Origin of the sequence: Pseudomonas sp. NBRC 111130, from assembly GCF_001320485.1 — a bacterium.
Classification (GTDB): domain Bacteria; phylum Pseudomonadota; class Gammaproteobacteria; order Pseudomonadales; family Pseudomonadaceae; genus Aquipseudomonas; species Aquipseudomonas vlassakiae.
In genome coordinates this window covers 11,182-37,171 of the sequence record NZ_BCBG01000036.1, presented here as the reverse complement: position 1 = coordinate 37,171, position 25,990 = coordinate 11,182, and the positions used below count along the sequence as shown (strand labels likewise).

4 protein-coding genes are annotated in these 25,990 nt (G+C 67.1%); all 4 read left to right on the top strand.

Annotated elements, in window-relative coordinates; genetic code table 11:
• The first annotated feature begins 27 nt into the window (after nt 1-27).
• Complete coding sequence (locus APH33_RS16655) at nt 28-1,005, top strand: TauD/TfdA family dioxygenase (protein ID WP_054886201.1); 978 nt, start codon at nt 28-30, stop codon at nt 1,003-1,005.
• Nucleotides 1,006-1,152: 147 nt separating this feature from the next.
• Nucleotides 1,153-4,548: a non-ribosomal peptide synthetase gene (locus APH33_RS16650; RefSeq protein WP_054886200.1), complete on the top strand. Its 3,396-nt coding sequence runs from the start codon at nt 1,153-1,155 to the stop codon at nt 4,546-4,548.
• 2 nt (nt 4,549-4,550) lie between these two features.
• Entirely contained in the window at nt 4,551-12,317 is a 7,767-nt protein-coding gene (locus tag APH33_RS16645) for a non-ribosomal peptide synthetase (protein ID WP_054886199.1), read from the top strand.
• Nucleotides 12,310-25,935, top strand: coding sequence for a non-ribosomal peptide synthase/polyketide synthase (locus APH33_RS16640; protein ID WP_054886198.1), 13,626 nt, complete (start codon nt 12,310-12,312; stop codon nt 25,933-25,935). Before APH33_RS16645 ends, APH33_RS16640 begins: the two co-directional genes overlap by 8 nt.
• Nucleotides 25,936-25,990 lie beyond the last annotated feature (55 nt).

Sequence of the window (25,990 nt, the reverse complement as noted above, 5' to 3'; positions counted from 1 at the left end):
GCGGCCGGTTGCCGCAAGGGGGAGATCATGAGCGCCATACTGGAACTGCTGGCCCGGCCTCTGCTGCCTGGCCAGCGCAGCCTGCCCTTGCTGGTCGAGGCGCCCCACGCCGGCCTGGACCTCAACGAGGCGCTGGAGCCGATCCGCGAGCTGGTCGACCGCCACTTGCTCGACGCCGGCGGCATCCTCTTTCGCGGCTTCGATGTGGGCGGCGCCGAGGCTTTCCGTAGCTTCGCCGGCGGCTTCGGCCACCCGCTGCTCAATTACGAATTCGGCTCTACCCCGCGCAGCAACGTTACCCAAGGCGTGTACACCTCCACCGAGTACCCGCCGCACCAGAAGATCCCGCTGCACAACGAACAGGCCTACACCCGTGAATGGCCGATGAAGATCTGGTTCTACAGCATGATCGCCGCCGAGAGTGGAGGGGAAACACCCATCGCCGACAGCCGCGAAGTGTTCCGCCGGATCGACCCGCGCATCCACGAACGTTTCAACCGCCATGGGCTGATGTATGTGCGCAACTTCGGCAATGGCCTGGATGTGCCTTGGGAGCAGGTGTTCAACAGTGACGACCCGGCAGTGGTGGAAGCCTACTGTCAGCGCCATGCGATCACCTGCGACTGGAAGGACGACGGCGAGTTGCGCACCCGCCAGATCTGTCAGGCCGTGGCCCGCCACCCGCGAACCGGCGAGGATGTGTGGTTCAACCAGGCGCACCTGTTCCATGTGTCCAACCTGCCGCCCGAGGTGCGCGAGAGCCTGCTGGAGGTCGTCGACGAGGAAGACCTGCCACGCAATGTCTACTACGGCGACGGTTCGCCCATCGAAGACTCGATCCTCGACGAAGTGCGCGGTGTGCTGGATGAGTGCACCATTGCCTTCCCCTGGCAGGAAGGCGATGTGCTGATGCTCGATAACATGCTCGCCGCCCACGCCCGCAGCAGCTTCACCGGCAAGCGCAAGGTCATCGTGGCCATGGCCGAGGGGCACGGCGCAGGTTGAGCCGCGCAGCGCGGCAGTCAGCGCATGCGCGCTGCCGCAAAAGCGCTGCGATGGTTTTACCAACAGCACCTAAATGCAAGCCGGAACCATTCGTTCAACAGGTATCGCGGAGCCCAGGGCGGCTCCCATCACCGGTTCGGACGACCTATGAGCACCCTCGATCAATCCCTGAAGCTGGCGCGCCGCTTCATTGAACTGCCGCTGGAAAAACGCAGTGTCTTCTTCGCCGCCCTGCGCGACGAGCAGGTCGATTTCACCAGCTACCCCATCCCCGACTGCAGCGGCATCGCCGGCCGCGACCAGCTCTCCTATGCCCAGCAGCGCATGTGGTTCCTCTGGCAGCTGGAGCCGGGCAGCGCTGCCTACAACCTGCCAGGGGCCGTGCGCCTGCTCGGCAGGCTTGATCATCAGGCGCTTGACCTGGCCTTTGCCGACCTGGTGCAGCGCCACGAGTGCCTGCGTACCACCTTCGAGGAAGTTGACGGGCAGGTGTTGCAGCGTGTCGGTGACGGTGCGCAGGTACAGGTCCGCCATGTCGACCTGTCCGCCCTTGATGCGGGTCAGCGCCTGCAGCGAACCCGTGAAGAAGTCGCCCGCGAAGCCGGCCAGCCGTTCGACTTGCGACAAGGCCCGCTGCTGCGGGCCGCGCTGCTGCAACTGGCTGCGGATGAACATGTGCTGCTGCTGACCATGCACCACATCATTGCCGACGGCTGGTCGATGAACATCCTGATCGACGAGTTCATGCGCTGCCTGGACGCCCGCAGCGCCGGAAACCAGGCCCAATTACCGGCGCTGGCCGTGCATTACCGTGACTACGCCCTGTGGCAGCGCAGCTGGATGGAAGCCGGTGAGCAGGCCCGTCAGCTCGACTACTGGCGAGCTCAGCTGGGCGAGGAGCATGAACCCCTGGAATTGCCCACCGACCGGCCACGCCCGGCACAGCCGAGCCATGCCGGTGCGCGCCTTGAATTCGCCATTGACGCTGAGCTGCGCAGCGGCCTGAAGGCGCTGGCCCAACGTCAGGGGACGACCTTGTTCGTGGTGCTGCTGGCAGCCTTCAAAACCCTGTTGTACCGCTACAGCGGGCAGGGTGATATCCGCGTCGGAGGCCTGATCGCCAACCGCAACCGCGGTGAGGTCGAGGGACTGATCGGCTTCTTCGTCAATACCCAGGTACTGCGCAGTCAGCTGGATGGGCAGCAGACGTTCGAGCAGCTACTGACAGCGCTGCGTCAGACTGCCCTCGGCGCCCAGGCCCACCAGGAGCTGCCATTCGATGCGCTACTGGAGGCGCTGCAGCCCAACCGCAGCCAGAGCCACAACGCGTTGTTCCAGGTCATGTACAACCATCAGCCGCAGGTCACCGACATCCAGGGCATGCGCCTGGGTTGCGGCTTGCAACTGGCGCATCTGGACGCCGAACAGAGCGTGGCCGGCGCCCGCAGCCATGCCGCTGCCAGCGACCTGATGCTGGAAACCCGCGAGGAAGGCGAACGCCTGCTGGCGGCCTTCACCTACGCCACGGATCTGTTCGATGCCGCCACCGTCGAGCGCATGGCCGGCCACTGGCGCAACCTGCTGCGCAGCGTGCTGGCCAACCCGCAATGTCGAATCGGCGAGCTGGAATTGCTCGATGCGGCTGAATCCCGCCAACTGCAGGCTTGGGCACTGCGAGCACCTGCACCTCAGGCAGCGGCGTTGGCCCACCAGCGCTTTCAGGCCCAGACAGCGCGCACGCCCGAGGCGGTCGCGCTGGTGCTGGCTGGCGAAGGGCAGGGCGCCAGCCTGAGCTATGCCGAGCTGGAGCGTCGCAGCAACCGCCTGGCCCAGTGCCTGGTGCGGGCGGGTGTCGGCCCCGAGGTACTGGTCGGTGTGGCGCTTGAGCGTTCGCTGGACATGGGGGTCGCCCTGCTCGCGGTGCTCAAGGCCGGCGGTGCTTATGTCCCGCTGGACCCGCAAGCGCCCGGCGAACGCATCGCCCAGGTGTTCGCCGACAGCGGCCTGCGTCTGCTGTTGACCCAATCGACCCTGCTGAGCCAACTGCCAGTGGCTGAGGGTATCGAGGTTCTGTGCCTGGACCAGGCACAGGGCGAGCAACCTGAGCATGCACCACAGGTATCACTGCAGCCGGGCAACCTGGCCTATGTGATCTACACCTCCGGCTCCACCGGCCGTCCCAAGGGCGTCGCCATCAGCCACGGCGCGCTGGCCGAGTTCTGCGAACTGGCCAGCGACTATTCGCGCCTGACCGCCGATGATCGCGTGCTGCAGTTCGCCACCTGCAGCTTCGACGGTTTCGTCGAGCAGTTCTACCCACCGCTGTGCGTCGGTGCCTGTGTGGTGCTGCGCGACCGCCACCTGTGGGACAGCACCCGCTTCCTGCACGCACTGCAACAGCACGGCATCACTGTCGCCGACCTGCCGGCTGCCTACTGGCACATGCTGGTGCAGGACTACGCGCGCGACACGCCACCGGCATTTGCCGCATTGCGCCAAGTGCATGTTGGCGGCGAAGCCATGGCGGTGGACGGGCTCGACCTGTGGCGCCGCGCCGGCCTGGCCGGTGTGCGCCTGCTCAATACCTATGGCCCGACCGAGGCCACGGTAGTGTCCAGCATCCACGACTGCACGGCGCTTGCCTCGCGGGATGTGTCCTGGCGCGGTATCCCCATCGGCCAGGGGCTGGCCGGCCGGCGCCTGTGCATCCTCGACGGCGAGATGCAGCCCGTGCCGGTTGGCGCCATTGGCGAGCTGTATATCGGTGGCCCGGGCCTGGCGCGCGGTTACCACGGCCAGCCCGCACTCAGCGCCGAACGCTTCCTGCCCGACCCCGACGTGCCCGGCACACGCTTGTACCGCACGGGCGACCGTGCCCGTTTCGACGCCAATGGCGCCATCGAGTACATCGGCCGGGTCGATCATCAAGTGAAGGTGCGCGGCTTCCGTATCGAGCTTGGCGAGATCGAGATGCGCCTGCAGCAATGCCCCGGCGTTCGCGAAGCGGCGGTGCTGGCCCTGGACATGGCAGGTGGGCGGCAGCTGGTGGCCTATGCGGTCACCGACGCCGACGGCAGCGATGCCGAGGCACAGCGCCAGGCGATCCGCCAAGGCCTGCGTGCGACGCTGCCGGACTACATGGTGCCGTCGCATCTGGTGCTGCTGGACCGCCTGCCGCTGACCCCTAGCGGCAAACTCGACCGCAAGGCCCTGCCCGCGCCAGACCCGAGCCAGTTGCAGGCCGGCTTCCGTGCGCCAGTCAGCGAGCCGCAGCAACGCCTGGCGGCAATCTGGATGGAAGTCTTGCAGGTGCCCCGCGTCGGCCTCGACGACAGTTTCTTCGACCTGGGCGGGCATTCGCTGCTGGCAGCCCAGGTCATTGCCCGGGTCAAGTCCGAACTGGGCGTCGCGCTGCCCATGCGCAGCCTGTTCGAACGCCCACACCTGGCTGCCCTGGCCGAAGAGCTGGAGGCCCTGGGCGGTAGCGCCGACGAGGACTGGGCCGACATGGAAGCGTTCATGAATTCACTGGAGGAGGTTTGAGCATGACCCGCAACACGACGCTGCGTATCGCCGAGAAGTTCATCGGGTTGCCGCTCGAACAACGCCGCCAGTTCCTCGCCAGGCTGCGCCAGGATGGCAAGGACTTCGGCCTGCTGCCGATCCCGGTCAGCCGCCACGGCCTTGAGGCCATTCCACTGTCCTACGCCCAGCAGCGCCTGCTGTTCCTTTGGCAACTGGACCCGCAGAGCGCGGCCTATAACATGGCCGCCGGCCTGCGCCTGCGCGGTAAGTTGGACCATGACCGTCTGCAAGGCGCCTTCGACGCCCTGATCGAGCGCCACGAAGCGCTGCGTACTGTGTTCCAGGTCGACGGCGAGCAGCCGCTGCAACGGGTGCTGGCGGCCGAGCCCCTGGCCTTGCGGCATGTCGACCTTGGCACCGCCGGCGAGGCTGAGCTGGCCCGACAGGTAGAAGACGAAGTCAGTCGCCCGTTCGACCTGCTCAACGGCCCACTGCTGCGCGCCAGCCTGTTCCGCCTGGGCCAGGACGAATACGTGCTGGTGGTGTGCATGCACCACATCGTCTGCGACGGTTGGTCGATGGACGTGATGGTCCGCGAGTTCGTCCAGTGCTACCAGGCCGGCCCTCAGAGCCTGTCAGCTTTGCCGTTGCAGTATGCCGACTATGCCGTGTGGCAGCGCCGCTGGCTGGAAGCCGGCGAGGGCGAGCGGCAGTTGCAGCACTGGCGCGAGCAGCTCGGCGATGACCACCCCTTGCTCGAGGTGGCGGCCGACTTCCCGCGCCCGCCAGTGCAGAGCCTGCAAGGCGAGACCCTCAAGTTCGATTTCGGCGGGCCGCTGTCACAGCGCCTGCGCGATGCCGCCCGGGCCCAGGGCGTGACGCTGTTCATGTTGATGCTGACCGGCTACGCCGTGTTCCTCTCACGCCATTCCGGCCAGCGCGACATCCGCATCGGCGTGCCCAACGCCAACCGCGGGCGCGAAGAGGTGGAAGGGCTGATCGGCTTCTTCGTCAACACCCAGGTGCTTCGCTGCGTGGTCGACGAGCGCCTGTCGCTGAATGAGCTGCTAGTGCGGGTGCGCGAGGCGACCTTCGCCGCCCAGGCCAATCAGGAACTGCCTTTCGAGCAACTGGTGGAAGTGCTCGCGCCCGAGCGCAGCCTTGGCCACAACCCGTTGTTCCAGGCCAAGTTCAACCAGAACGTCGGCGTGCAGAAGCAGACCGCGCTGCAACTGCCAGGGCTGGCCGTCAGCGAGTATCCGCTGCGCAAGGAAGGCACCCACTTCGACCTTGCCCTGGACATCACCGACGACGGTAGCCTGGTGCACGGCGAGATGACCTATGCCAGCGATCTCTACCAGCGTTCCACCATCGAAGGGTTCATCGCTGCGTTGCGTGAGCTGTTCGACACGTTGCTGACTGCGCCAGACACGCCGCTGCATACCCTGGTCAAGGCGCCTGTCGCAGAGGTTGCCAGCCACCGTGAGCAGCCGGCCCTGGTTCTGCAGCGTTGGGACGAGCAGGTGCGCCGCCAGCCCGAAGGCATCGCGGCCGCGTGTGCGGGGCAGCAGCTCAGCCATGCCGAACTGGACAGCCAAGCCAATCGCCTGGCCCATCAGCTGCGCGACCTGGGTGTCGCCACGGGGGCACCGGTCGCGGTGCTGATGGAGCGCTCGCTGGACTGGCTGGTGTGCCTGTTGGGCGTTCTCAAGGCCGGTGGCGTGTACCTGCCGCTGGACAGCAAGGCGCCAGCCGAACGCCTGCAAGGCATGCTGCAGCGCAGCGGCGCGCAGGTACTGCTGTGTGAGGCTGCTGAACTGCGTCAGCAGGCGTTGGCAGCGTCTGGTTGCCAGGTACAGCCCTATGCGCCAGAGCGCTGGGCCTCGCTGCCGGGTGATGCGCCAGAAACCGGGACACTGGCAGGTGCGCCAGCCTACGTGATCCACACTTCCGGCTCCACCGGCCAACCGAAGGGGGTGGTGGTCAGCCATGGCGCGCTGGCCAGCTATGTCGACGGCCTGCTGCAACGCCTGGATCTGGCCACGGACGCGAGCATGGCGCTGGTCTCCACCATCGCCGCCGACCTTGGTCACACGGTAGTGTTCGGCGCCCTGTGCTCCGGGCGCACGCTGCATGTGTTGCCAGAGACGCTGGGCTTCGACCCGGATGCCTTCGCCGCCTACATGGCCCAGCAGCGCATCGGCGTGCTGAAGATCGTCCCCAGCCACCTTAACGGCTTGCTGCAGGCGGCCAATGCTGGCGACGTGTTGCCCGATCATGCGCTGATCGTCGGTGGCGAGGCCTGCTCACCCGCGTTGTACCAGAAAGTGCGCGAGCTCAAGCCAGGCTGCCGCTTCATCAACCATTACGGCCCCAGCGAAACCACGGTCGGTGTACTGACCCATGAGCTGCAAGGTGCAGTGACCCAGGCGGTGCCGTTGGGCACTGTCCTGCCGGGGGCCAGCGTGCGGGTGCTGGACGATGTGCTCAACGGGGTGCCGGCGCGGGTCGCTGGCGAGCTGTACATTGGCGGCGACAGCCTGGCGCAAGGCTACCTGGGCCAGGCGGCTCTGACCGCCGAGCGTTTCGTGCCCGACCCGTTCGGCGCGCCGGGCACGCGCCTGTACCGCAGCGGTGACCGCGTGCAGCGCGACAACGCAGGCTTGCTGCACTTCCTCGGGCGTGCCGACGATCAGGTGAAGATCCGTGGCTATCGTGTCGAGCCAGGAGAGGTCGGCCGCGTGCTGCGTGGCCTGGCGGGCGTGCATGACGCCGTGGTGCTGGCCGTCCCGCAAGGGGATGACGCCGCGCAGCTGCAACTGGTCGGCTGGTGTGTGGCGGGCACCCCTCAGCTGAGCGTCGAGGCCCTGCGCGAGCAGTTGCAGGCGCTGCTGCCGGACTACCTGGTACCGGCCCATCTGCTGTTGCTGGAGCGCCTGCCGCTGACCGCCAACGGCAAGCTGGACCGCCGCGCGCTGCCGCAGCCGCAGGTACATCTCAAGCGCCATGTCGCCGCCAGCACACCGCTGGAGCAGCAACTGCTGGCCATCTGGCAAGCGGTGCTCAAGCGTGAAGACATCGGCGTCGAGGACAACTTCTTCGAGCTCGGGGGCGATTCCATCCTCAGCCTGCAGATCATCGCCCGGGCCAAGCGCCAGGGCATCAGGCTGAGCCCGCGCCAGCTGTTCGAGAAGCAGACCATCGCCCAGCTGGCCCAGGTCGCCAAGGTGATTACTGCAGCGGCCAAGCCTGCCGCTGTTGCGCAGGTCAGTGGTGGCATGCCGCTGCTGCCGGTGCAGGCGCGCTTCTTCGAACTGGGCCTGGATCAGCCTGGGCATTACAACCAGGCGGTCATGCTGCAGCCACGCCAGGCGCTGACGGCGAGCATCGTCGAACAGGCCCTGGCGTTGCTGGTCAACCAGCACGACGCACTGCGCCTGGCCTTCAGCAAGGTGGACGGCAGCTGGCATGCCGAGCACCGCACCGGCGCGCCTGGTGGGCTGCTCTGGCACCGCCAGGCGGCCGATGCCGCGCAACTGCTGGCCATCGCCGAAGAGGCGCAGGGCAGTCTCGATCTCGCCCAGGGGCCGCTGCTGCGCGCCGTGCTGTGCGACCTCGCCGACGGTGGGCAGCGCCTGCTGCTGGTGATTCATCACCTGGTGGTCGACGGTGTGTCCTGGCGGGTGCTGCTGGAAGACCTGGAGCAGGCCTGCGTCGCCCTGTTGGCCGGGCGCACACCCGCACTGGCGGAGAAGGGCACGGCATTCAAGGTCTGGGCCGAGGGCTTGGTGGGCTGGGCCCAGGCGCCTGCCCGTGATGCAGAGCTGGCCTACTGGCAAGCGACTCTCGCGGGGCAGACCGGCGACCTGCCTGCAGCACGCCGCGACGCCGGGCTGCAGGTGCGTCACGCACGCACCGTGCGCTGCCGGCTGGATGCCGACACCACGCAGAGCCTGCTGCAGCAGGCTCCAGCCGCCTATCGCACACAGGTCAACGACCTGCTGCTGACTGCCCTGGCGCGGGTGCTGTGCCGCTGGACCGGGCAGGTCAGTGCGCTGGTCCAGCTGGAAGGCCACGGCCGTGAGGACCTGTTCGACGGCGTGGACCTGAGCCGCACCGTGGGTTGGTTCACCAGCCTGTTCCCGGTGGCGCTGACCCCGACCGACGACCTGAGCGGTTCGCTCAAGGCCATCAAGGAACAATTGCGTGGCGTGCCCGGGCGCGGCATCGGCCATGGCGTGCTGCGTTACCTCGGCAGCCCGGCGCAGCAGGCGGCGTTGCAAGCGCTGCCGCAAGCGCGGGTGACCTTCAACTACCTCGGCCAGTTCGACCAGGGCTTCGGCGAAGACCGGCTGTTCGCGCCCGCCCTGGAAAGCGTTGGCGCTACCCAGGCGGCCGATGCGCCATTGGGCAACTGGCTGAGCGTCAACGGCCAGGTGCTGGGCGGCGAACTGGAGCTGGGCTTCACCTTCAGCCAGGCGATGTTCGACGAGCCGGTGATCGCCAGCCTGGCCGATGACTACGCCGGTGAGCTGGCCGCGCTGGTCGCCCACTGCCTCGACCGCCAGGCCGGCGGCGCCACCCCGGCTGACTTCCCGCTGGCTGGCCTGACCCAGGCGCAGCTTGATGCGTTGCCGGTCGACCTGCGCCAGGTCGAGAACATCTACCCGCTGGCACCGATGCAGGAAGGCATGCTGTTCCACAGCCTGTACGACGGCCAAGCCAGCAGCTACGTCAACCGCCTGCGCCTGGACCTCGACGAGCTCGACCCCGAGCGCTTCATCCAGGCCTGGCAGCAGGCGCTGGACCAGCACGAATCGCTGCGTGCCGGGTTTGCCTGGGAGCAGGGCCTGGAAGCGCCACGCCAAGTGGTTCTGCGCCACGTCCAGCTGCCGGTCGAACGCTTCGACTGGGCTGGCGAGGCCGATATCGGCGCCCGCCTGGAAGCGCTGGCGCAGGCCGAGCAGGCTCGTGCCTTCGACCTTGGCCAGGCGCCGCTGCTGCGCGTGGTACTTGTGCGCACCGGGCCGCAGCGCCATCACCTGATCTACACCAGCCACCACATCCTGATGGACGGCTGGAGCAATTCGTTGCTCTTTGCCGCCGTGATGCAGGCTTATTCGGGGCAGCCTGCCGCGCTGGCGCAGGCCACCCGCAGCAACTACCTCGGCTGGTTGCAGCAGCAGGATCGCGCCGCTGCCGATGCGTTCTGGAAAGCCCAACTGCTCGACCTGGACGGCCCGACACTGCTCGGCGGCACACGCGATGCCAGTGAAGCCGGGCAGGGCGCCGTAGTGCTGGAGCTGGGCGAGGCCTTGAGCCAGGCCCTGAAGCACTTTGCGCAGGCTCAGCAAGTCACCCTCAACAGCGTGCTGCAGGCTGCCTGGGTACTGCTGTTGCAGCGCCGCACCGGCCAGCGGCGGCCGTGCTTCGGCGCCACCGTGTCCGGGCGCCCGGCGGAGTTGCCGGGGATCGAGCAGCAACTGGGCCTGTTCATCAACACCCTGCCGGTGGCCGCCGAGCCGCAAGGGCAGATGCCGGTCGCCGACTGGGTGCGTAAAGTGCAGGCGCTCAACCTGCGCCTGCGCGAGTACGAGTACCTGCCGCTTTACGCCATCCAGGCAGCGGCCGGGCGCCATGGCGAGGCGTTGTTCGACAGCCTGCTGGTGTTCGAGAACTACCCGCTGGCCCAGAGCCTGTCCGACAGCAGTGCCGGGTTGCGCCTGTCTGGCCTGGACTATCAGGAATACAGCGGCTACCCGCTGACCCTGATTGCCGAAGCGCGGGATCAGATGCAGCTGACCTTCGCCTACCAGCGCCAGGTCTTAGGCGATGCGCAGGTGCAGCAAATAGCGGCCGAGCTGCGCCACTTGCTGCAAGGCTTCGCCAATGCGCCGCACGCCTTGCTGGGCAGCTTCGGGCTGGTCGACGCAGAGGCTCATTCGCGAATCGTGAAGGGTTGGAATGACACGGCACGGGACTACCCGGGCACGCCTTATCTACACCAGCTGTTCGAACAGCAAGCCGCCCGCCAACCGCAAGCGCCGGCACTGACCTTTGCCGACCGCACCTTGAGCTATGCCGAACTCAATGCCGAGGCCAACCGCCTGGCTCTGTATCTGCGCGGTCAGGGTGTCGGCCCGGACGTGCTGGTCGGCATCGCCGCCGAGCGCTCGGTGGAAATGGTCGTCGGCCTGCTGGCAATCCTCAAGGCCGGTGGCGCCTATGTGCCGCTGGACCCGGAATATCCGCAGGACCGCCTGGCCTACATGTTCGAGGACAGCGGCATTACCTTGCTGCTGACCCAGTCGCACCTGCGCGACGGCCTGCCGATCCCGGCCGGGCTGACGGTGCTCGATCTGGATCGAACCGAAGCCTGGAGTGCGCTGGGCGCGCACAACCCGGACGTGGCACTGCACCCGGAAAACCTCGCCTACGTCATCTATACCTCCGGCTCCACCGGCAAGCCGAAGGGCGCCGGCAACCGCCATATCGCCTTGCACAACCGCCTGGCCTGGATGCAGGAGGCTTATCAACTCACTGCCGCTGACAGCGTGCTGCAAAAGACACCGTTCAGCTTCGACGTCTCGGTGTGGGAGTTCTTCTGGCCGTTGATGGAAGGCGCACGCCTGGTCATGGCGCTGCCGGGTGACCACCGCGACCCGGCGCGCCTGGCCGAGCTGATTACCCGCGAGCAGATCAGCACGCTGCACTTCGTCCCGTCGATGCTGCAAGCCTTCGTCGGCGACGAAAACGCTGCCCGCTGCACCTCGCTGCAACGGATCATCTGCTCCGGCGAAGCACTGCCGGTGGAGCTGCAACGCCAGACCCTGGCGCTGCTGCCACAGAGTGGCCTGTACAACCTCTACGGCCCGACCGAAGCGGCCATCGACGTCACTCACTGGACCTGCGTCGAGGAAGGCAAGGACAGCGTGCCGATCGGCCAGCCGATCGCCAACCTGCAGACCTACGTGCTGGACGGCGAATTGAACCCCGTCAGCCCCGGCGTGACCGGCGAGCTGTATCTCGGAGGTATCGGCCTGGCCCGCGGCTACCACCGTCGTCCGTCGCTGACCGCCGAGCGTTTCGTCATCAGCCCGTTCGGCGCAGGCCTGCGGCTGTACCGCACCGGCGACCTGGCACGCCAGCGCGAAGATGGCGTGATCGAGTATGCCGGGCGCATCGACCACCAGGTGAAGATCCGCGGCCTGCGCATCGAACTGGGCGAGATCGAAGCCCGCCTGCAAGAGCTGGAGGCGGTACGCGAAGCCGTGGTGGTAGCCGGCGAAGGTCAGCTGGTGGCGTATCTGGTAGCTGAGCAGGCCGACAGCCTGGCGGCGATCAAGGCACATCTGGCCGCTGTACTACCGGACTACATGGTGCCAGCGCAGTGGGTTTTGCTCGAACAGATGCCGTTGTCGCCCAACGGCAAGCTCGACCGCAAGGCCCTGCCGAAACCGGAGCTGGGCCAGTCGCGGCGCGAGTACGTGGCGCCGCGGAACGAACTGGAGCAACGCCTGGCCGCGATCTGGCAGGAGGTGCTGCAGGTCGAGCGGGTCGGCCTCACTGACAACTTCTTCGAACTGGGCGGGCACTCGCTGCTGCTGGTGCGCCTGGTATCCCGACTCAAGACCGAGTTTTCCGTGGAATTGCCGATTCAGGACGCCTACCTCGCCGACGACCTCGCTGCCCTGGCCGCCCTGGTGACGCGTAACGCGAGCCCGGCTGAACAAGACTACGACGCCATTTTTGACGCCTTGGACGAACTGGAGGCATTTGATGCTTAAGCAAGGGACCCAACAGGGCAATGAGCTGGTCCAGCGGATCAGCGGGCTGAACCACGACAAGCGCGTGGCCCTGTTCAAGCGCCTGCTGGAGAAAGGTGTCGATCTGGGCCGCCTGCCCATCGTGCCGCTGGCCGACGGCGAGACACTGCGCCTCTCCCATGCCCAGCAGCGCCAGTGGGTGCTCTGGCAACTGGACCCGGACGGCGCTGCCTACAACATGGTCACCGTGCTGCGCCTGCGCGGGGCATTGAATCTCGAGGCCCTGCGCCAGGCATTCGACGACCTGGCGACGCGGCATCAGACGCTGCGCACGCGCTTCTTCCTCGATGCCGACGGCCAGCCACGCCAGTGCATCGAGGCGGCCGGGTCGCTGACGATCGACACGCGTCAGCTTGGGCAAACTGATGAGCCGGCATTGCTGGCCGCCATCGAGGCCGAAGCGACTCGCCCGTTCGACCTGGAAACGGGCCCGCTGTTGCGGGTAGCGCTGCTGGAAGTGGGCGATGCGGACCGCGTACTGGTCCTGACCCAGCACCATATCGTCTCCGACGGCTGGTCCATGCAGTTGATGGTCGATGAACTGATCAGCCTGTACCAGGCTCACTGCCAGGGCGTTGCAGCGCAGCTGCCGGCCTTGCCGATTCAGTATGTCGACTACGCCGGCTGGCAGCGCCAGTGGCTGGCCGCTGGCGAGCGCGAGCGTCAGTTGAATTACTGGACGCAGCGCCTGGCCGGGGAGCAAGGCCCGCTGGAGCTGCCGTTCGACCGCCCACGGCCGGCGCGCCGCAGCAGCCAGGGTTCACGGGAAATTCTCGAGCTTCCAACCGCGCTGCTGCAAGGCATCCGGCAACTGGCCCAGGCCCAGGGATGCACACCGTTCATGGTGCTGCTGGCCTCGTTCCAGTTGTTGCTGCATCGCTACAGCGGCCAGGCTGACATCCGTGTCGGCGTGCCTTCGGCCAACCGCAATCGCGCCGAGACCGAGCGCCTGCTGGGCTTTTTCGTCAACACGCAGGTGCTGCGCGCGGACGTCGATAGCCAGGCAGGCTTCCTCGACCTGCTCAAGCAGGTGCGCCAGGCTGCACTGGAAGCCCAGGCTCACCAGGATCTGCCCTTCGAACAGCTGGTCGAAGCCCTGCAGCCGGAGCGCAGCCTGAGCCACAGTCCATTGTTCCAGGTGATGTTCAACTATCAGGTGAGCGAGGGCGCTATCAGTGACGGCGTGCAACTGCCGGGGCTGGATGTGGCGCAGATGCAGTGGGCCATGCCCAGTGCGCAGTTCGACCTGAGCCTGGACTGTGTCGAGCACCCACAGGGGCTCAGCGCCTCGCTGATCTACTCGACCGACCTGTTCGATGCGCCTCGCGTCCAGCGCATGGCCGTGCACTGGCAGAATCTGTTGCAGGCGATCATCGAAGCGCCGGCACAACGCATGGGCGATTTGCCCATGCTGCACGATGACGAGCGAGCGTTGGCGATCACTGGCTGGAACGCCACGGCGCGGGACTACCCAGGTACGCCGTACGTGCACCAGCTGTTCGAACAGCAGGCCACCCGCCAACCGCAAGCACCGGCACTGACCTTCGCCGACCGGACCTTGAGCTATGCCGAACTGAATGCCGAGGCCAACCGCCTGGCGCAGTATCTGCGTAGTCAGGGCGTCGGCCCGGACGTGCTGGTGGGCATCGCCGCCGAGCGTTCGGTGGAAATGGTCGTTGGCCTGCTGGCGATTCTCAAGGCCGGTGGCGCCTACGTGCCGCTGGACCCGGAATATCCGCAGGACCGCCTGGCCTACATGTTCGAAGACAGCGGCATCACTTTGCTGCTGACCCAGTCGCACCTGCGCGACGGCCTGCCGATCCCGGCCGGGCTGACGGTGCTCGATCTGGATCGAACCGAAGCCTGGAGTGCGCTGGGTGCGCACAACCCGGAGGTGGCACTGCACCCGGAAAACCTGGCCTACGTCATCTACACCTCCGGCTCCACCGGCAAGCCGAAGGGCGCCGGCAACCGCCATATCGCCTTGCACAACCGCCTGGCCTGGATGCAGGAGGCGTATCAGCTCACGGCCACTGACAGCGTGCTGCAGAAAACGCCATTCAGCTTCGACGTGTCGGTGTGGGAGTTCTTCTGGCCGCTGATGGAAGGCGCACGCCTGGTCATGGCGCTGCCCGGCGACCACCGCGACCCGGCGCGCCTGGCCGAGCTGATCACCCGCGAACGGATCAGCACGCTGCACTTCGTGCCGTCGATGCTGCAAGCCTTCGTCGGCGACGAAAACGCCGCCCGCTGCACTTCGCTGCAACGCATCATCTGCTCCGGCGAAGCACTGCCGGTGGAACTGCAACGCCAGACCCTGGCGCTGCTGCCGCAGAGCGGCCTGTACAACCTGTACGGCCCGACCGAAGCGGCCATCGACGTCACCCACTGGACCTGCGTCGAGGAAGGCAAGGATGCGGTGCCGATCGGCCAGCCGATCGCCAACCTGCAGACCTACGTGCTGGACGGCGAACTGAACCCGGTCAGCCCCGGCGTGACCGGCGAGCTGTACCTGGGCGGCATCGGCCTGGCCCGGGGTTACCACCGTCGCCCATCGCTGACCGCCGAGCGCTTCGTCACCAGCCCGTTCGGTACTGGCCAGCGGCTGTACCGCACCGGCGACCTGGCGCGCCAGCGCGAGGACGGCGTGATCGAGTACGCCGGGCGCATCGACCACCAGGTGAAGATCCGCGGCCTGCGCATCGAGCTGGGCGAAATCGAAGCGCGCCTGCAGGAACAGGACACTGTGCGTGAAGCGGTAGTGGTGGCCGCCGATGGCCCGAGCGGCAAGCAACTGGTGGCCTATGTGGTGCCAGAGCCGACTTCCCTGGCACGCGCTGAGGCCGAGATTCAGGGCGGCTACCTGCAAGGCGTCAAGGCGCAATTGCAGGATGTGCTGCCGGACTACATGGTGCCAGCGCAGTGGGTGCTGCTCGAACAGATGCCGCTGTCGCCCAACGGCAAGCTCGACCGCAAGGCCCTGCCCAAGCCCGACCCGGCGCAATCGCGCAGCGAGTACCAGGCACCGCGCAACGCCCTGGAGCAGCGCCTGGCGCTGATCTGGCAGGAAGTGCTGCGCCTGGAACAGGTCGGCGTGGACGACAATTTCTTCGAGCTGGGCGGGGATTCGATCATCTCCATCCAGATCGTCAGCCGGGCACGCCAGGCCGGGATTCGTTTCGCGCCGCGTGACCTGTTCCAGCATCAGAGCATTCGCCGCCTGGCCACTGTGGCGCAACTGAGCGAGACCCTGCAGATCGACCAGGGGCCGGTGACCGGTGAGGCGCCGCTGCTGCCGATCCAGCAGACGTTCTTCGCCACTGAAATCCCCAACCGTCAGCACTGGAACCAGTCGCTGCTGTTGGCCCCGTCCGAGCCGCTGGACAGCGAACTGCTGACCCGGGCCCTGGCCGCAGTGATGCAACAGCATGACGCCCTGCGCCTGCGCTACCAAACGTTGGACGGTGGCTGGGTACAGCACCATCAGCCACAGGCGAGTGCCGAAGGACTGATCTGGCAAAAGCAGTTGGCCAGCCTCGACGAACTGCCTGCGTACTGCAGCGAAGTGCAGCGCAGCCTCGACCTGGGCGCAGGCCCCATGCTGCGCCTGGGCCTGATCACCTTGCCGGACGGTACACAGCGCTTGCTGCTGGCGATTCACCACCTGGTCATCGATGGCGTTTCCTGGCGCATCCTGCTCGAGGACCTGCAGACGGCTTATCGTCAGCTGCAGGCGGGGCAGGTGCTGCAGTTACCGGCCAAGACCACCTCGTACAAGGCCTGGGGCGAGCGCCTGGGCGAACATGCCCGCTGCGCGCCGATGGTCGCGCAGCTCGGCTACTGGCAGCAGCTGCTGGAAGGCGCGCCGCAGGATCTGCCGCGCGACAATCCGCAAGGGGGGATGGACAACCGGCATGCGCGCAGCGTCGCCACCCGGCTGGACGCTACCCGTACCCGCCAGTTGCTGCAGGAGGCGCCAGCGGCGTACCGCACCCAGGTCAACGACCTGCTGCTGACGGCCCTGGCCCAGGTCGTCTGTGCCTGGAGTGGCGAGGCGTCGGCGTTGGTGCAACTGGAAGGGCACGGCCGCGAGGACCTGTTCAGCGACATCGACCTGTCACGCACGCTGGGCTGGTTCACCAGCCTGTTCCCGGTGCGCCTGACGCCAGCCAGCGACCTTGGTGCCGCCATCAAGGGCATCAAGGAGCAGCTGCGCGCGACTCCGGACAAAGGCCTGGGCCATGGCCTGTTGCGCCACCTGGGTAGCGATGAGGCACGCGCAGCGTTGGCCGCCTTGGCGCAACCGCGCATCACCTTCAACTACCTGGGGCAGTTCGATGGCGACTTCGCCGATGGGGCGTTGTGGGTGCCCGCCAGCGAAGGGCGTGGTGCCGGGCAAGATCCGCAGGCGCCGCTGGGCAACTGGCTGAGCGTCGATGGCCAGGTGTTCGGCGGCGAACTGAGCCTGAACTGGACCTTCAGCGGCGAGGTGTACGCCGAGGCGACCATCGCGCGCCTGGCCGAGGCCTATCAGCAGGCCCTGGAGGCGCTGATCGCGCACTGCCTGGTCGAGAGCAACGCCGGGCTGACCCCGAGCGATGTGCCGTTGGCCGGGCTTGGCCAGGCTCAACTCGATGCCCTGGCCTTGCCTGCCCGGGCCATTGCCGAGATCTATCCGCTGTCGCCGATGCAGCAAGGCATGCTGTTCCACAGCCTGTACGAAGCCAGCGGCCGTACCTACGTCAACCAGATGCGCCTGGATATCCGTGGCCTCGACGTCGAGCGCTTCGCCAGTGCCTGGCAGCAGGCGGTCGACCGCCACGAGCTGCTGCGCGCAGGCTTTCTCTGGGACGCGGGGCTGGAAGCGCCGCGCCAGGTGATTCACCGCCAGGCCAGCCTGGAAATCGTGGTCGAGGAGGGCGGCGATGGCACTGCCCGCCTGCTCGACGAGCGTGCCGGCCATGAGCTGGACCGCGGTTTCGATCTGGCCTGCCCGCCGCTGCTGCGCCTGTGCCTGCTGCGCACTGGCGCTGACAGCCATCACCTGATCTACACCAGCCACCACATCCTGATGGACGGCTGGAGCAATTCGCGCCTGCTCGGCGAGGTGCTGCAAAGCTATGCCGGCCAGGCCGTCGCCGCGCCGGAAGGCCGCTACCAGGACTACCTTGCCTGGTTGCAGGGCCAGGACCAGGCGGCCAGCGAGCGCTTCTGGCAGGCGCAGCTGGCGCCCCTGGAGGAGCCGACCCGGCTGGCCCTGGCCTGCGCCCGGGCGTACCTGGCCGAGCCCGGCCAGGCCTTGCACAGCGCTCGGTTGAACGGCGAGCAGACCCGCCGCCTGCAGGCCTTTGCCCGGCAGCAGCAGGTGACCCTCAACACCCTGGTGCAGTCGGCCTGGCTGTTGCTGTTGCAGCGTTACACCGGCCAGCGCAGCGTGGCCTTCGGCGCCACCGTATCCGGGCGCCCGGTGGAACTGCCGGGGATCGAGCAGCAACTGGGCCTGTTCATCAACAGCCTGCCGGTGATCGCCAGCCCGGATGGCGCGCTCAGCGTCGCCCAGTGGGCCCAGGCGGTGCAGGCGCAGAACCTTGCGCTGCGCGACCACGAACATACACCGTTGGCAGACGTGCAACGCCTGGCCGGGCGTAACGGCGAGGCGCTGTTCGACACGCTGCTGGTGTTCGAGAACTATCCGGTTTCCGAAGCCCTGCAAGCGGCCCCGGGCGGCCTTGGTTTCAGCAACCTGGGCTACAGCGAGCAAAGCGGTTATGCCCTGACCCTGATCGCCCAGGTCGGCGATGAGCTGGAACTGGCCTTCAACTACCTGACACAGGACTTCGCCGAGCCGACCATCCGCCGCATCGCCGGGCAACTGACCCAGTTGCTGCTGCAGTTCATGGCGCACCCTGATAGCCCACTGGGCGAGCTGCCGCTGCTGGAGGAAAACGACCGCCTGCAAGTCGTCGAGCAGTGGAATGCCACGGCGCGGAGCTACCCGGGCACGCCTTATGTGCACCAGCTGTTCGAACAGCATGTCATGCTTCAGCCGCAAGCACCGGCACTGACCTTCGCTGACCGCACCTTGAGCTACGCCGAACTGAATGCCGAGGCCAACCGCCTGGCGCAGTATCTACGCGGTCAGGGTGTCGGCCCGGACGTGCTGGTCGGCATCGCCGCCGAGCGCTCGGTGGAAATGGTCGTCGGCCTGCTGGCGATCCTCAAGGCCGGTGGCGCCTATGTGCCGCTGGACCCGGAATATCCGCAGGACCGCCTGGCCTACATGTTCGAGGACAGCGGCATTACCTTGCTGCTGACCCAGTCGCACCTGCGCGATGGCCTGCCGATTCCCGCCGGGCTGGCGGTGCTCGATCTGGATCGAGCCGAAGCCTGGAGTGCGCTGGGCGCGCACAACCCGGAGGTGGCACTGCACCCGGAAAACCTCGCCTACGTCATCTACACCTCCGGCTCCACCGGCAAGCCGAAGGGCGCCGGCAACCGCCATGTCGCCTTGCACAACCGCCTGGCCTGGATGCAGGAGGCGTATCAGCTCACGGCCACTGACAGCGTGCTGCAGAAAACGCCATTCAGCTTCGACGTGTCGGTGTGGGAGTTCTTCTGGCCATTGATGGAAGGCGCACGCCTGGTCATGGCGCTGCCTGGTGACCACCGCGACCCGGCGCGCCTGGCCGAGCTGATCACCCGCGAACGGATCAGCACCCTGCACTTCGTGCCGTCGATGCTGCAAGCCTTCGTCGGCGACGAAAACGCCGCCCGCTGCACCTCGCTGCAGCGCATCATCTGCTCCGGCGAAGCACTGCCGGTGGAACTGCAACGCCAGACCCTGGCGCTGCTGCCGCAAAGCGGCCTGTACAACCTGTACGGCCCGACCGAAGCGGCCATCGACGTCACCCACTGGACCTGCGTCGAGGAAGGCAAGGATGCGGTGCCGATCGGCCAGCCGATCGCCAACCTGCAGACCTACGTGCTGGACGGCGAACTGAACCCGGTCAGCCCCGGCGTGACCGGCGAGCTGTACCTGGGCGGCATCGGCCTGGCCCGTGGCTACCACCGTCGCCCATCGCTGACCGCCGAGCGCTTCGTCACCAGCCCGTTCGGTGCTGGCCAGCGGCTGTACCGCACCGGCGACCTGGCGCGTCAGCGCGAGGACGGCGTGATCGAATACGCCGGGCGTATCGACCACCAGGTGAAGATCCGCGGCCTGCGCATCGAACTGGGCGAGATCGAAGCGCGCCTGCAAGAGCAGGACGCGGTGCGTGAAGCGGTGGTGGTGGCCGCCGATGGCCCGAGCGGCAAGCAACTGGTGGCCTACCTGGTGGCCGGGCAGGCTGACAGCCTGGAAGCGATCAAGGCGCACCTGGCGGCCGTGCTGCCGGACTACATGGTACCCGCGCAGTGGGTGCTGCTTGAGCGCATGCCGCTGTCGCCCAACGGCAAGCTCGACCGCAAGGCCCTGCCGAAACCGGAGCTGGGCCAGTCCCGGCGCGAGTACCTGGCGCCGCAGAGCGAACTGGAGCAGCGCCTGGCCGGCATCTGGCAGGATGTGCTGAAAGTCGAGCAGGTGGGGCTCAACGACAACTTCTTCGAACTGGGCGGTGATTCCATCGTCTCGATCCAGCTGGTCAGCCGTGCCCGCCAGCAAGGCCTGCGCTTCACGCCCAAGGACGTCTTCGAGCAGCAGACCTTGCAGCGCCTGGCCGGCGTCGTCGACCAGGACCAAGTCAGCCAGGTCGAGCAAGGCCCGGTAACTGGCGAGGCACCGTTGCTGCCGATCCAGCAGCTGTTCTTCGAAACCGACATTCCGGCCCGCCACCACTGGAACCAGGCGCTGCTGCTGGCGCCGGTCGAGCCCCTGGATGGCGAGCTGCTGCACGCCGCGCTGCAGCACGTAACGTTGCACCACGATGCCCTGCGCTTGCGCTATCGCCAGGACGCAGCGGGTTGGGTCCAGTACCACGCCGCCGTCGACCAGGCCGTGCAGTTGCAGTGCGTACAGGTCGAAAGCCTCGAACCCGTGGCCGCCGAGGCCCAGCGCAGCCTGTCGCTGCAGCACGGTCCGCTGTGCCGCGCGCTGCTTGCCAGCCTGGCCGATGGCAGCCAGCGCTTGCTGCTGGTGGCTCACCACCTGGTGATCGACGGTGTTTCCTGGCGCATTCTGCTGGAAGACCTGCAAGCCACTTACCGCCAGTTGCAGCAGGGCGGTGTACCACGCCTGCCAGCCAAGACCAGCGCGTACAAGGCCTGGGGCGAAAGCCTGGTCGCCCACGCGCAGTCACAGGCGATGAACGACGAACTGAGCTACTGGCAGGCGCAGCTTGCCGAGGGTGGCGAAGGCATCCTTGCCGACCACCCAGAGGGTAGCCAGGCCAAACGCCATGCCCGCACACTCACCAGCCGCTTCGACCTTGCATTGACCCGCGCGCTGCTGCAAGAGGCACCGGCGGCCTATCGCACCCAGGTCAACGACCTGCTGCTGACCGCCCTGGCCCAGGCCCTTTGCGCCTGGAGCGGCGAGGCATCGGCACTGGTGCAGCTGGAAGGGCATGGCCGTGAGGAACTGTTCGACGCTATCGACCTGTCGCGCACCCTGGGCTGGTTCACCAGCCTGTACCCGGTGCGCCTGCAACCCGCTGCCGATATCGGCACGTCGATCAAGCGCATCAAGGAACAACTGCGCAGCGTACCGAACAAAGGCATCGGCTATGGCCTGCTGCGCCACCTCGGCCCACAGGCAGCCCGGGAGGTGCTGGCCGCTCTGCCGCAGCCACGCATCACCTTCAACTACCTGGGCCAGTTCGATACGGGCTCGGCAGAAGATGCGCTGTGGCGCCTGGCGGATGAGTCGGCAGGCAGCGGCATCGATGACGATGCTCCACTGGGCAACTGGCTGAGCCTGGATGGCCAGGTGCACGAAGGTGTGTTGAGCCTGAGCTGGACGTTCAGCACCTGCACCTTCGAGGCAAGCCGGGTACAGGCGCTGGCGACGGCATTCGAAGACGCCCTGCAGGCGCTGGTGGAGCATTGCCAGCAACCGGCCAACCGTGGCGTGACAGCGACGGACTTCCCGCTGGCCGGCCTCGACCAGGGCCAGCTCGACGCGTTGCCGGTGGCAGTGGATGACATCGAGGACGTTTACGCGCTATCGCCGATGCAGGAGGGCATGCTGTTCCACACCCTCTCCGACGGTGGCTCGGCGCTGTATGTCAACCAGGTCTGCCTGCCTGTCGAGGGCCTCGACCCGCAACGCTTCGCCGCCGCCTGGCAGCGTGTCATGGCTCGCCACGACATCCTGCGCACCAGCTTCCACTGGCAAGGGCTGCCGCGCCCGGTGCAAGTGGTGCACCGCCAGGCCCGCCTGGACTTCGAGGTGCTCGACTGGCGCGGTGAGGCGGTGGACGAGCAACGTCTCGCCGCGCGTGCCGAAGCGGAATGCGCCCGTGGTTTCGACCTGACCCGCGCGCCGTTGCAGCGGCTGCTGCTGATCCGCGTGGCGGAGCAAGGCTACCAGATGGCCTGGACCAGCCACCACATCCTCATGGATGGCTGGTCCAGCTCGCAGTTGTTCGGCGAGGTGATGGAGCAGTACCACCAGGGCAGCAGCAACGCAGAGGTGGGCCGCTATCGCGACTTCATCGCCTGGCTGCAGCGCCAGGACCAGGGCGCCCTCGAGGGCTTCTGGAAAGCTCGCCTGCAACGCCTGGACGAACCGACCTCGCTGAGCCAGGCCGTACACCCGCGGCATGTCAGCGACGAACCAGGCCATCACGCGCTCTACACCCGCTGGGACGGCGAGCGTACCGCCCGCCTGCAGCAGCGTTGCCGCGAACTGCGCATCACTGCCAACACCGTGGTGCAGGGCGCCTGGCTGCTGTTGCTGCAGCGCTACACCGGCCAGGCGGCGCCGTGCTTCGGCGCCACCGTCGCCGGGCGGCCTGAAGGCCTGGCTGGGGCAGACCGCATGCTCGGCCTGTTCATCAACACCCTGCCGGTGATCGGCCGGATGGATGCCGAACAGACACTGCTCGACTGGCTGCAGGCCTTGCAGCGCGACAATCTGGAGCTGCGCGAGCACGCCCATGCGCCGTTGGCTGACGTGCAGCGCTGGTCGGGGCAGGGCGGACAGCCGCTGTTCGACAGCATCATCGTCTTCGAGAACTACCCGATCGACCAGCGCCTGGGCGACAGCGCGACCAGTGGGCTGAGCTTCGGCCAGTCGTCCAACCACGACGTCACCAACTTCCCGATGGACCTGGCGGTGCACCTGGGCGAACAGCTGTCGATCGAATACCTGTACCTGCGTGGTTGCTTCAGCGAGCCGGTGGTGCAGGGTATTCGCGCCATGATGGAGCACCTGCTGGAAGAAATCCTCGCCAACCCGCAGGTGGCCCTGGGCAACCTGCAGCGCCTGCCAGCGGCACAACGCTCGGCCTTGCAGGGCTGGAGCACGGCGCCCGGCAATACCTGGCAGGCACAGTCGCTGGTCGAGCTGATCGCCCGCCATGCCGAGCAGCGCCCGCAAGCGCTGGCGGTACAGTGTGGCGCGCAGCAGCTCGACTACCTGCAACTGGAGCGCTCGGCCAACCGCCTGGCTCATCGCCTGCAAGCGCTGGGCGCAGGCCCCGAAGTGGTGGTCGGCGTCGCCCTGGAGCGTTCGGTGCAAACCCTGGTGGCCTTGCTGGCGGTGATGAAGAGCGGCGCTGCCTACCTGCCACTGGATATCGACTACCCGGCCGAGCGCCTGGCCTACATGGTCGAGGACTCGGGGATGGGCTTGCTCATCACCGAGAACGGGCTGCAGGACCGCGTGCCGGCACCGGCCGCCCTGCAGCGCGTGCTGCTCGATGCCGAAGACCAGGGTCATTGGCCAGAAACCGCCCCCGTGTCGCAGGCGCGGCCGGGCAACCTGGCCTACCTGATCTACACCTCGGGCTCGACCGGCCGACCGAAAGGCGTGGCCGTGCCGCAAGGGCCACTGAGCATGCATTGCCAGGCCATTGCCGAGCTGTACGAGATGGAACCTGGCGTGCGCGAGCTGCACTTCATGTCGTTCGCCTTCGACGGCGCGCACGAACGCTGGCTGACCACGCTGATGGTCGGTGGCACGCTGGTGATTCGCGATGGCAGCCTTTGGACCCCGGAGCAGACCTGCCGCGCGCTGCACGAGCAGCGTATCGACATCGCCTGTTTCCCGCCGGCCTACCTCAAGCAGATGGCCGAGTTCGTCGAGGGCAGTGGCATGCCGGCGCCGCCTGTGCGCATCTACTGCTTCGGTGGTGATGCGGTACCGGAGCGCAGCTTCGAGCAGGTCCGCGCTGCACTGCGCCCGTGCTACTTCACCAATGGCTATGGCCCCACCGAGACCGTGGTCACGCCGTTGCTGTGGAAGGCGGCGGGTGGTGACCACTGCGGCGCCGACTACGCGCCCATCGGGCGTGCCGTAGGCGAGCGCAGCCTGCATGTGCTGGACGAGCAGCTCAACCCGTTGCCGGTGGGCTTCCCCGGCGAGCTGTACATAGGTGGTGAAGGGGTCGCCCGTGGCTATCAGAATCGCCCTGGGCAAAGCGCCGAACGCTTCATGCCCGATCCGTTCGGCAAACCCGGCGCACGGCTGTATCGCACCGGCGACCTGGTACGCCTGCGCGAAGACGGCATTCTCGATTACCTGGGGCGTATCGACCAGCAGGTGAAGATCCGCGGTTTCCGTATCGAGCTGGGTGAAGTCGAAGCGGCGCTGCGTCGCCAGCCGGGTGTCGAGGATGCCTTGGTGGTGGCACGCGACAGTGCTTCGGGCAAGCAGCTGGTGGGCTACGTGGTGGGTGAGCCGTCGCTGTCGGGAGACCGGCTGAAGATGGCCCTGCGCGCCAGCCTGCCGGACTGGATGGTGCCCATGCAGGTCATGGTGTTGCCCGTGTTCCCGGTCACGCCCAATGGCAAGCTGGATCGCAAGGCGCTGCCGGAACCGAGCTTCCAGCAGGAGGCCTATGTGGCGCCACGCAACCTCGAAGAACAGCTGCTGGCCGAGATCTGGGCACAGGTGCTGCAGGTCGAGCAGGTCGGCATCGAAGACAATTTCTTCGAGCTGGGCGGTGACTCGATCCTCAGCTTGCAGGTGGTGTCGCGGGTGAAGAACCACCCAGGCCTGGAACTCGACCTGAAGCTGCGTGACCTGTTGCGTTATCAGACCATTGCCGGCATCTGCGAGCGGCCGGTGGAAACCGTCAGCGGCAAGCTCGAGGATCACAGCCTGCAGGCTGGCGAAGGTGCCTTCCGCCTGCTGCCGATCCAGGAATGGCTGTTCGCCGAGGACATGCGCGAGCCGCAGCACTTCAACCAGGCGCTGATGCTCAAGGCGCGCGGTGCGCTGGACCTGGATGCGCTGGAACGCGCCCTGGGCGTGATCCAGCGGCATCACGATTCGCTGCGCTTGCGCTTCAGCCGCGACGGTGGCCGTTGGCTGCAGCACTACCTGGCCGAGGACGCCTGTGCGCCGCAGCTGTGGCGCCGCGAGGCCGCCGATGCGCAAGCGCTGGAGCAACTGGCCAACCAGGCGCAACGCAGCCTGGACCTGGGCGAGGGCCCGATGTGGCGTGCGATGCACGTGAGCATGGCCGACGGTGAAGCCCGCCTGTTGCTGGTAATCCACCACCTGGTGGTGGATGCGGTGTCGTGGCGTGTGTTGCTGGAAGACCTGCGCACTGCCTACGAGGCCTGCTGCCTGGGCCAGGAACCCAGGCTGCCGATGCGCAGCAGCAGCTACCGCGCCTGGGTCGAGCGCCTGGTGCAGGATGCCGGGCGTATCGCCGCCGAAGAAAGCGACTGGTGGCTGGGGCAGCTGGACCGTGCGGGCCAGGACCTGCCGTGCGACAACCCCAGGGGCCGCAACCAGGTCAGTGAACAGGCAGTGGCCAGGGTCGTGCTCGACAGTACCCCGACCAGCCGCCTGCTCAAGGAGGCACCAGCGGCCTATGGCACGCAGATCAACGACCTGTTGCTGACCGCCCTGGGCCGTGTGCTGTGCCGTTGGAGCGAACAGGAGTCGGTGCTGGTGCAACTGGAAGGCCATGGCCGCGAAGACGTGTTCGAGGCCCTCGACCTGTCGCGCACGCTGGGTTGGTTTACCAGCATGTTCCCGGTTCGCCTGCAGCCCGAGGCGGATATCGGCAGCTCGATCCTGGCTATCCAGGGGCAACTGCAGGCGGTGCCCAACAAGGGTATCGGTTATGGCGTGCTGCGCTACCTCGGTGAACCAGCGCTCGGCGAGCGCCTGGCGCGCCTGCCGCAGGCGCGGATCACCTTCAACTACCTGGGGCAGTTCGACCAGAGCTTCGATGACAAGGCACTGCTGGTGCCAGCGGCCGAGGGCACGGGGGATTGCTACAGCCCTGTGGCGCGCCTGGGCAACTGGCTGGAGATCATCGGTCAGGTCTACGACGGTTGCCTGGCGCTGCGCTGTGTCTACAGCACGCGCCGCTACCGCCCGGAGACCGTGCAGGCGCTGATGGACGACTACCGTGCCGAGCTGGAGCTGCTGATCGACCACTGCCTGGCACGACTGGGCTGAGCCTTTCCACCATCCTATCGGGGGAGGCCGCTGCAGGCCTCCCTCTCTCGAGGAA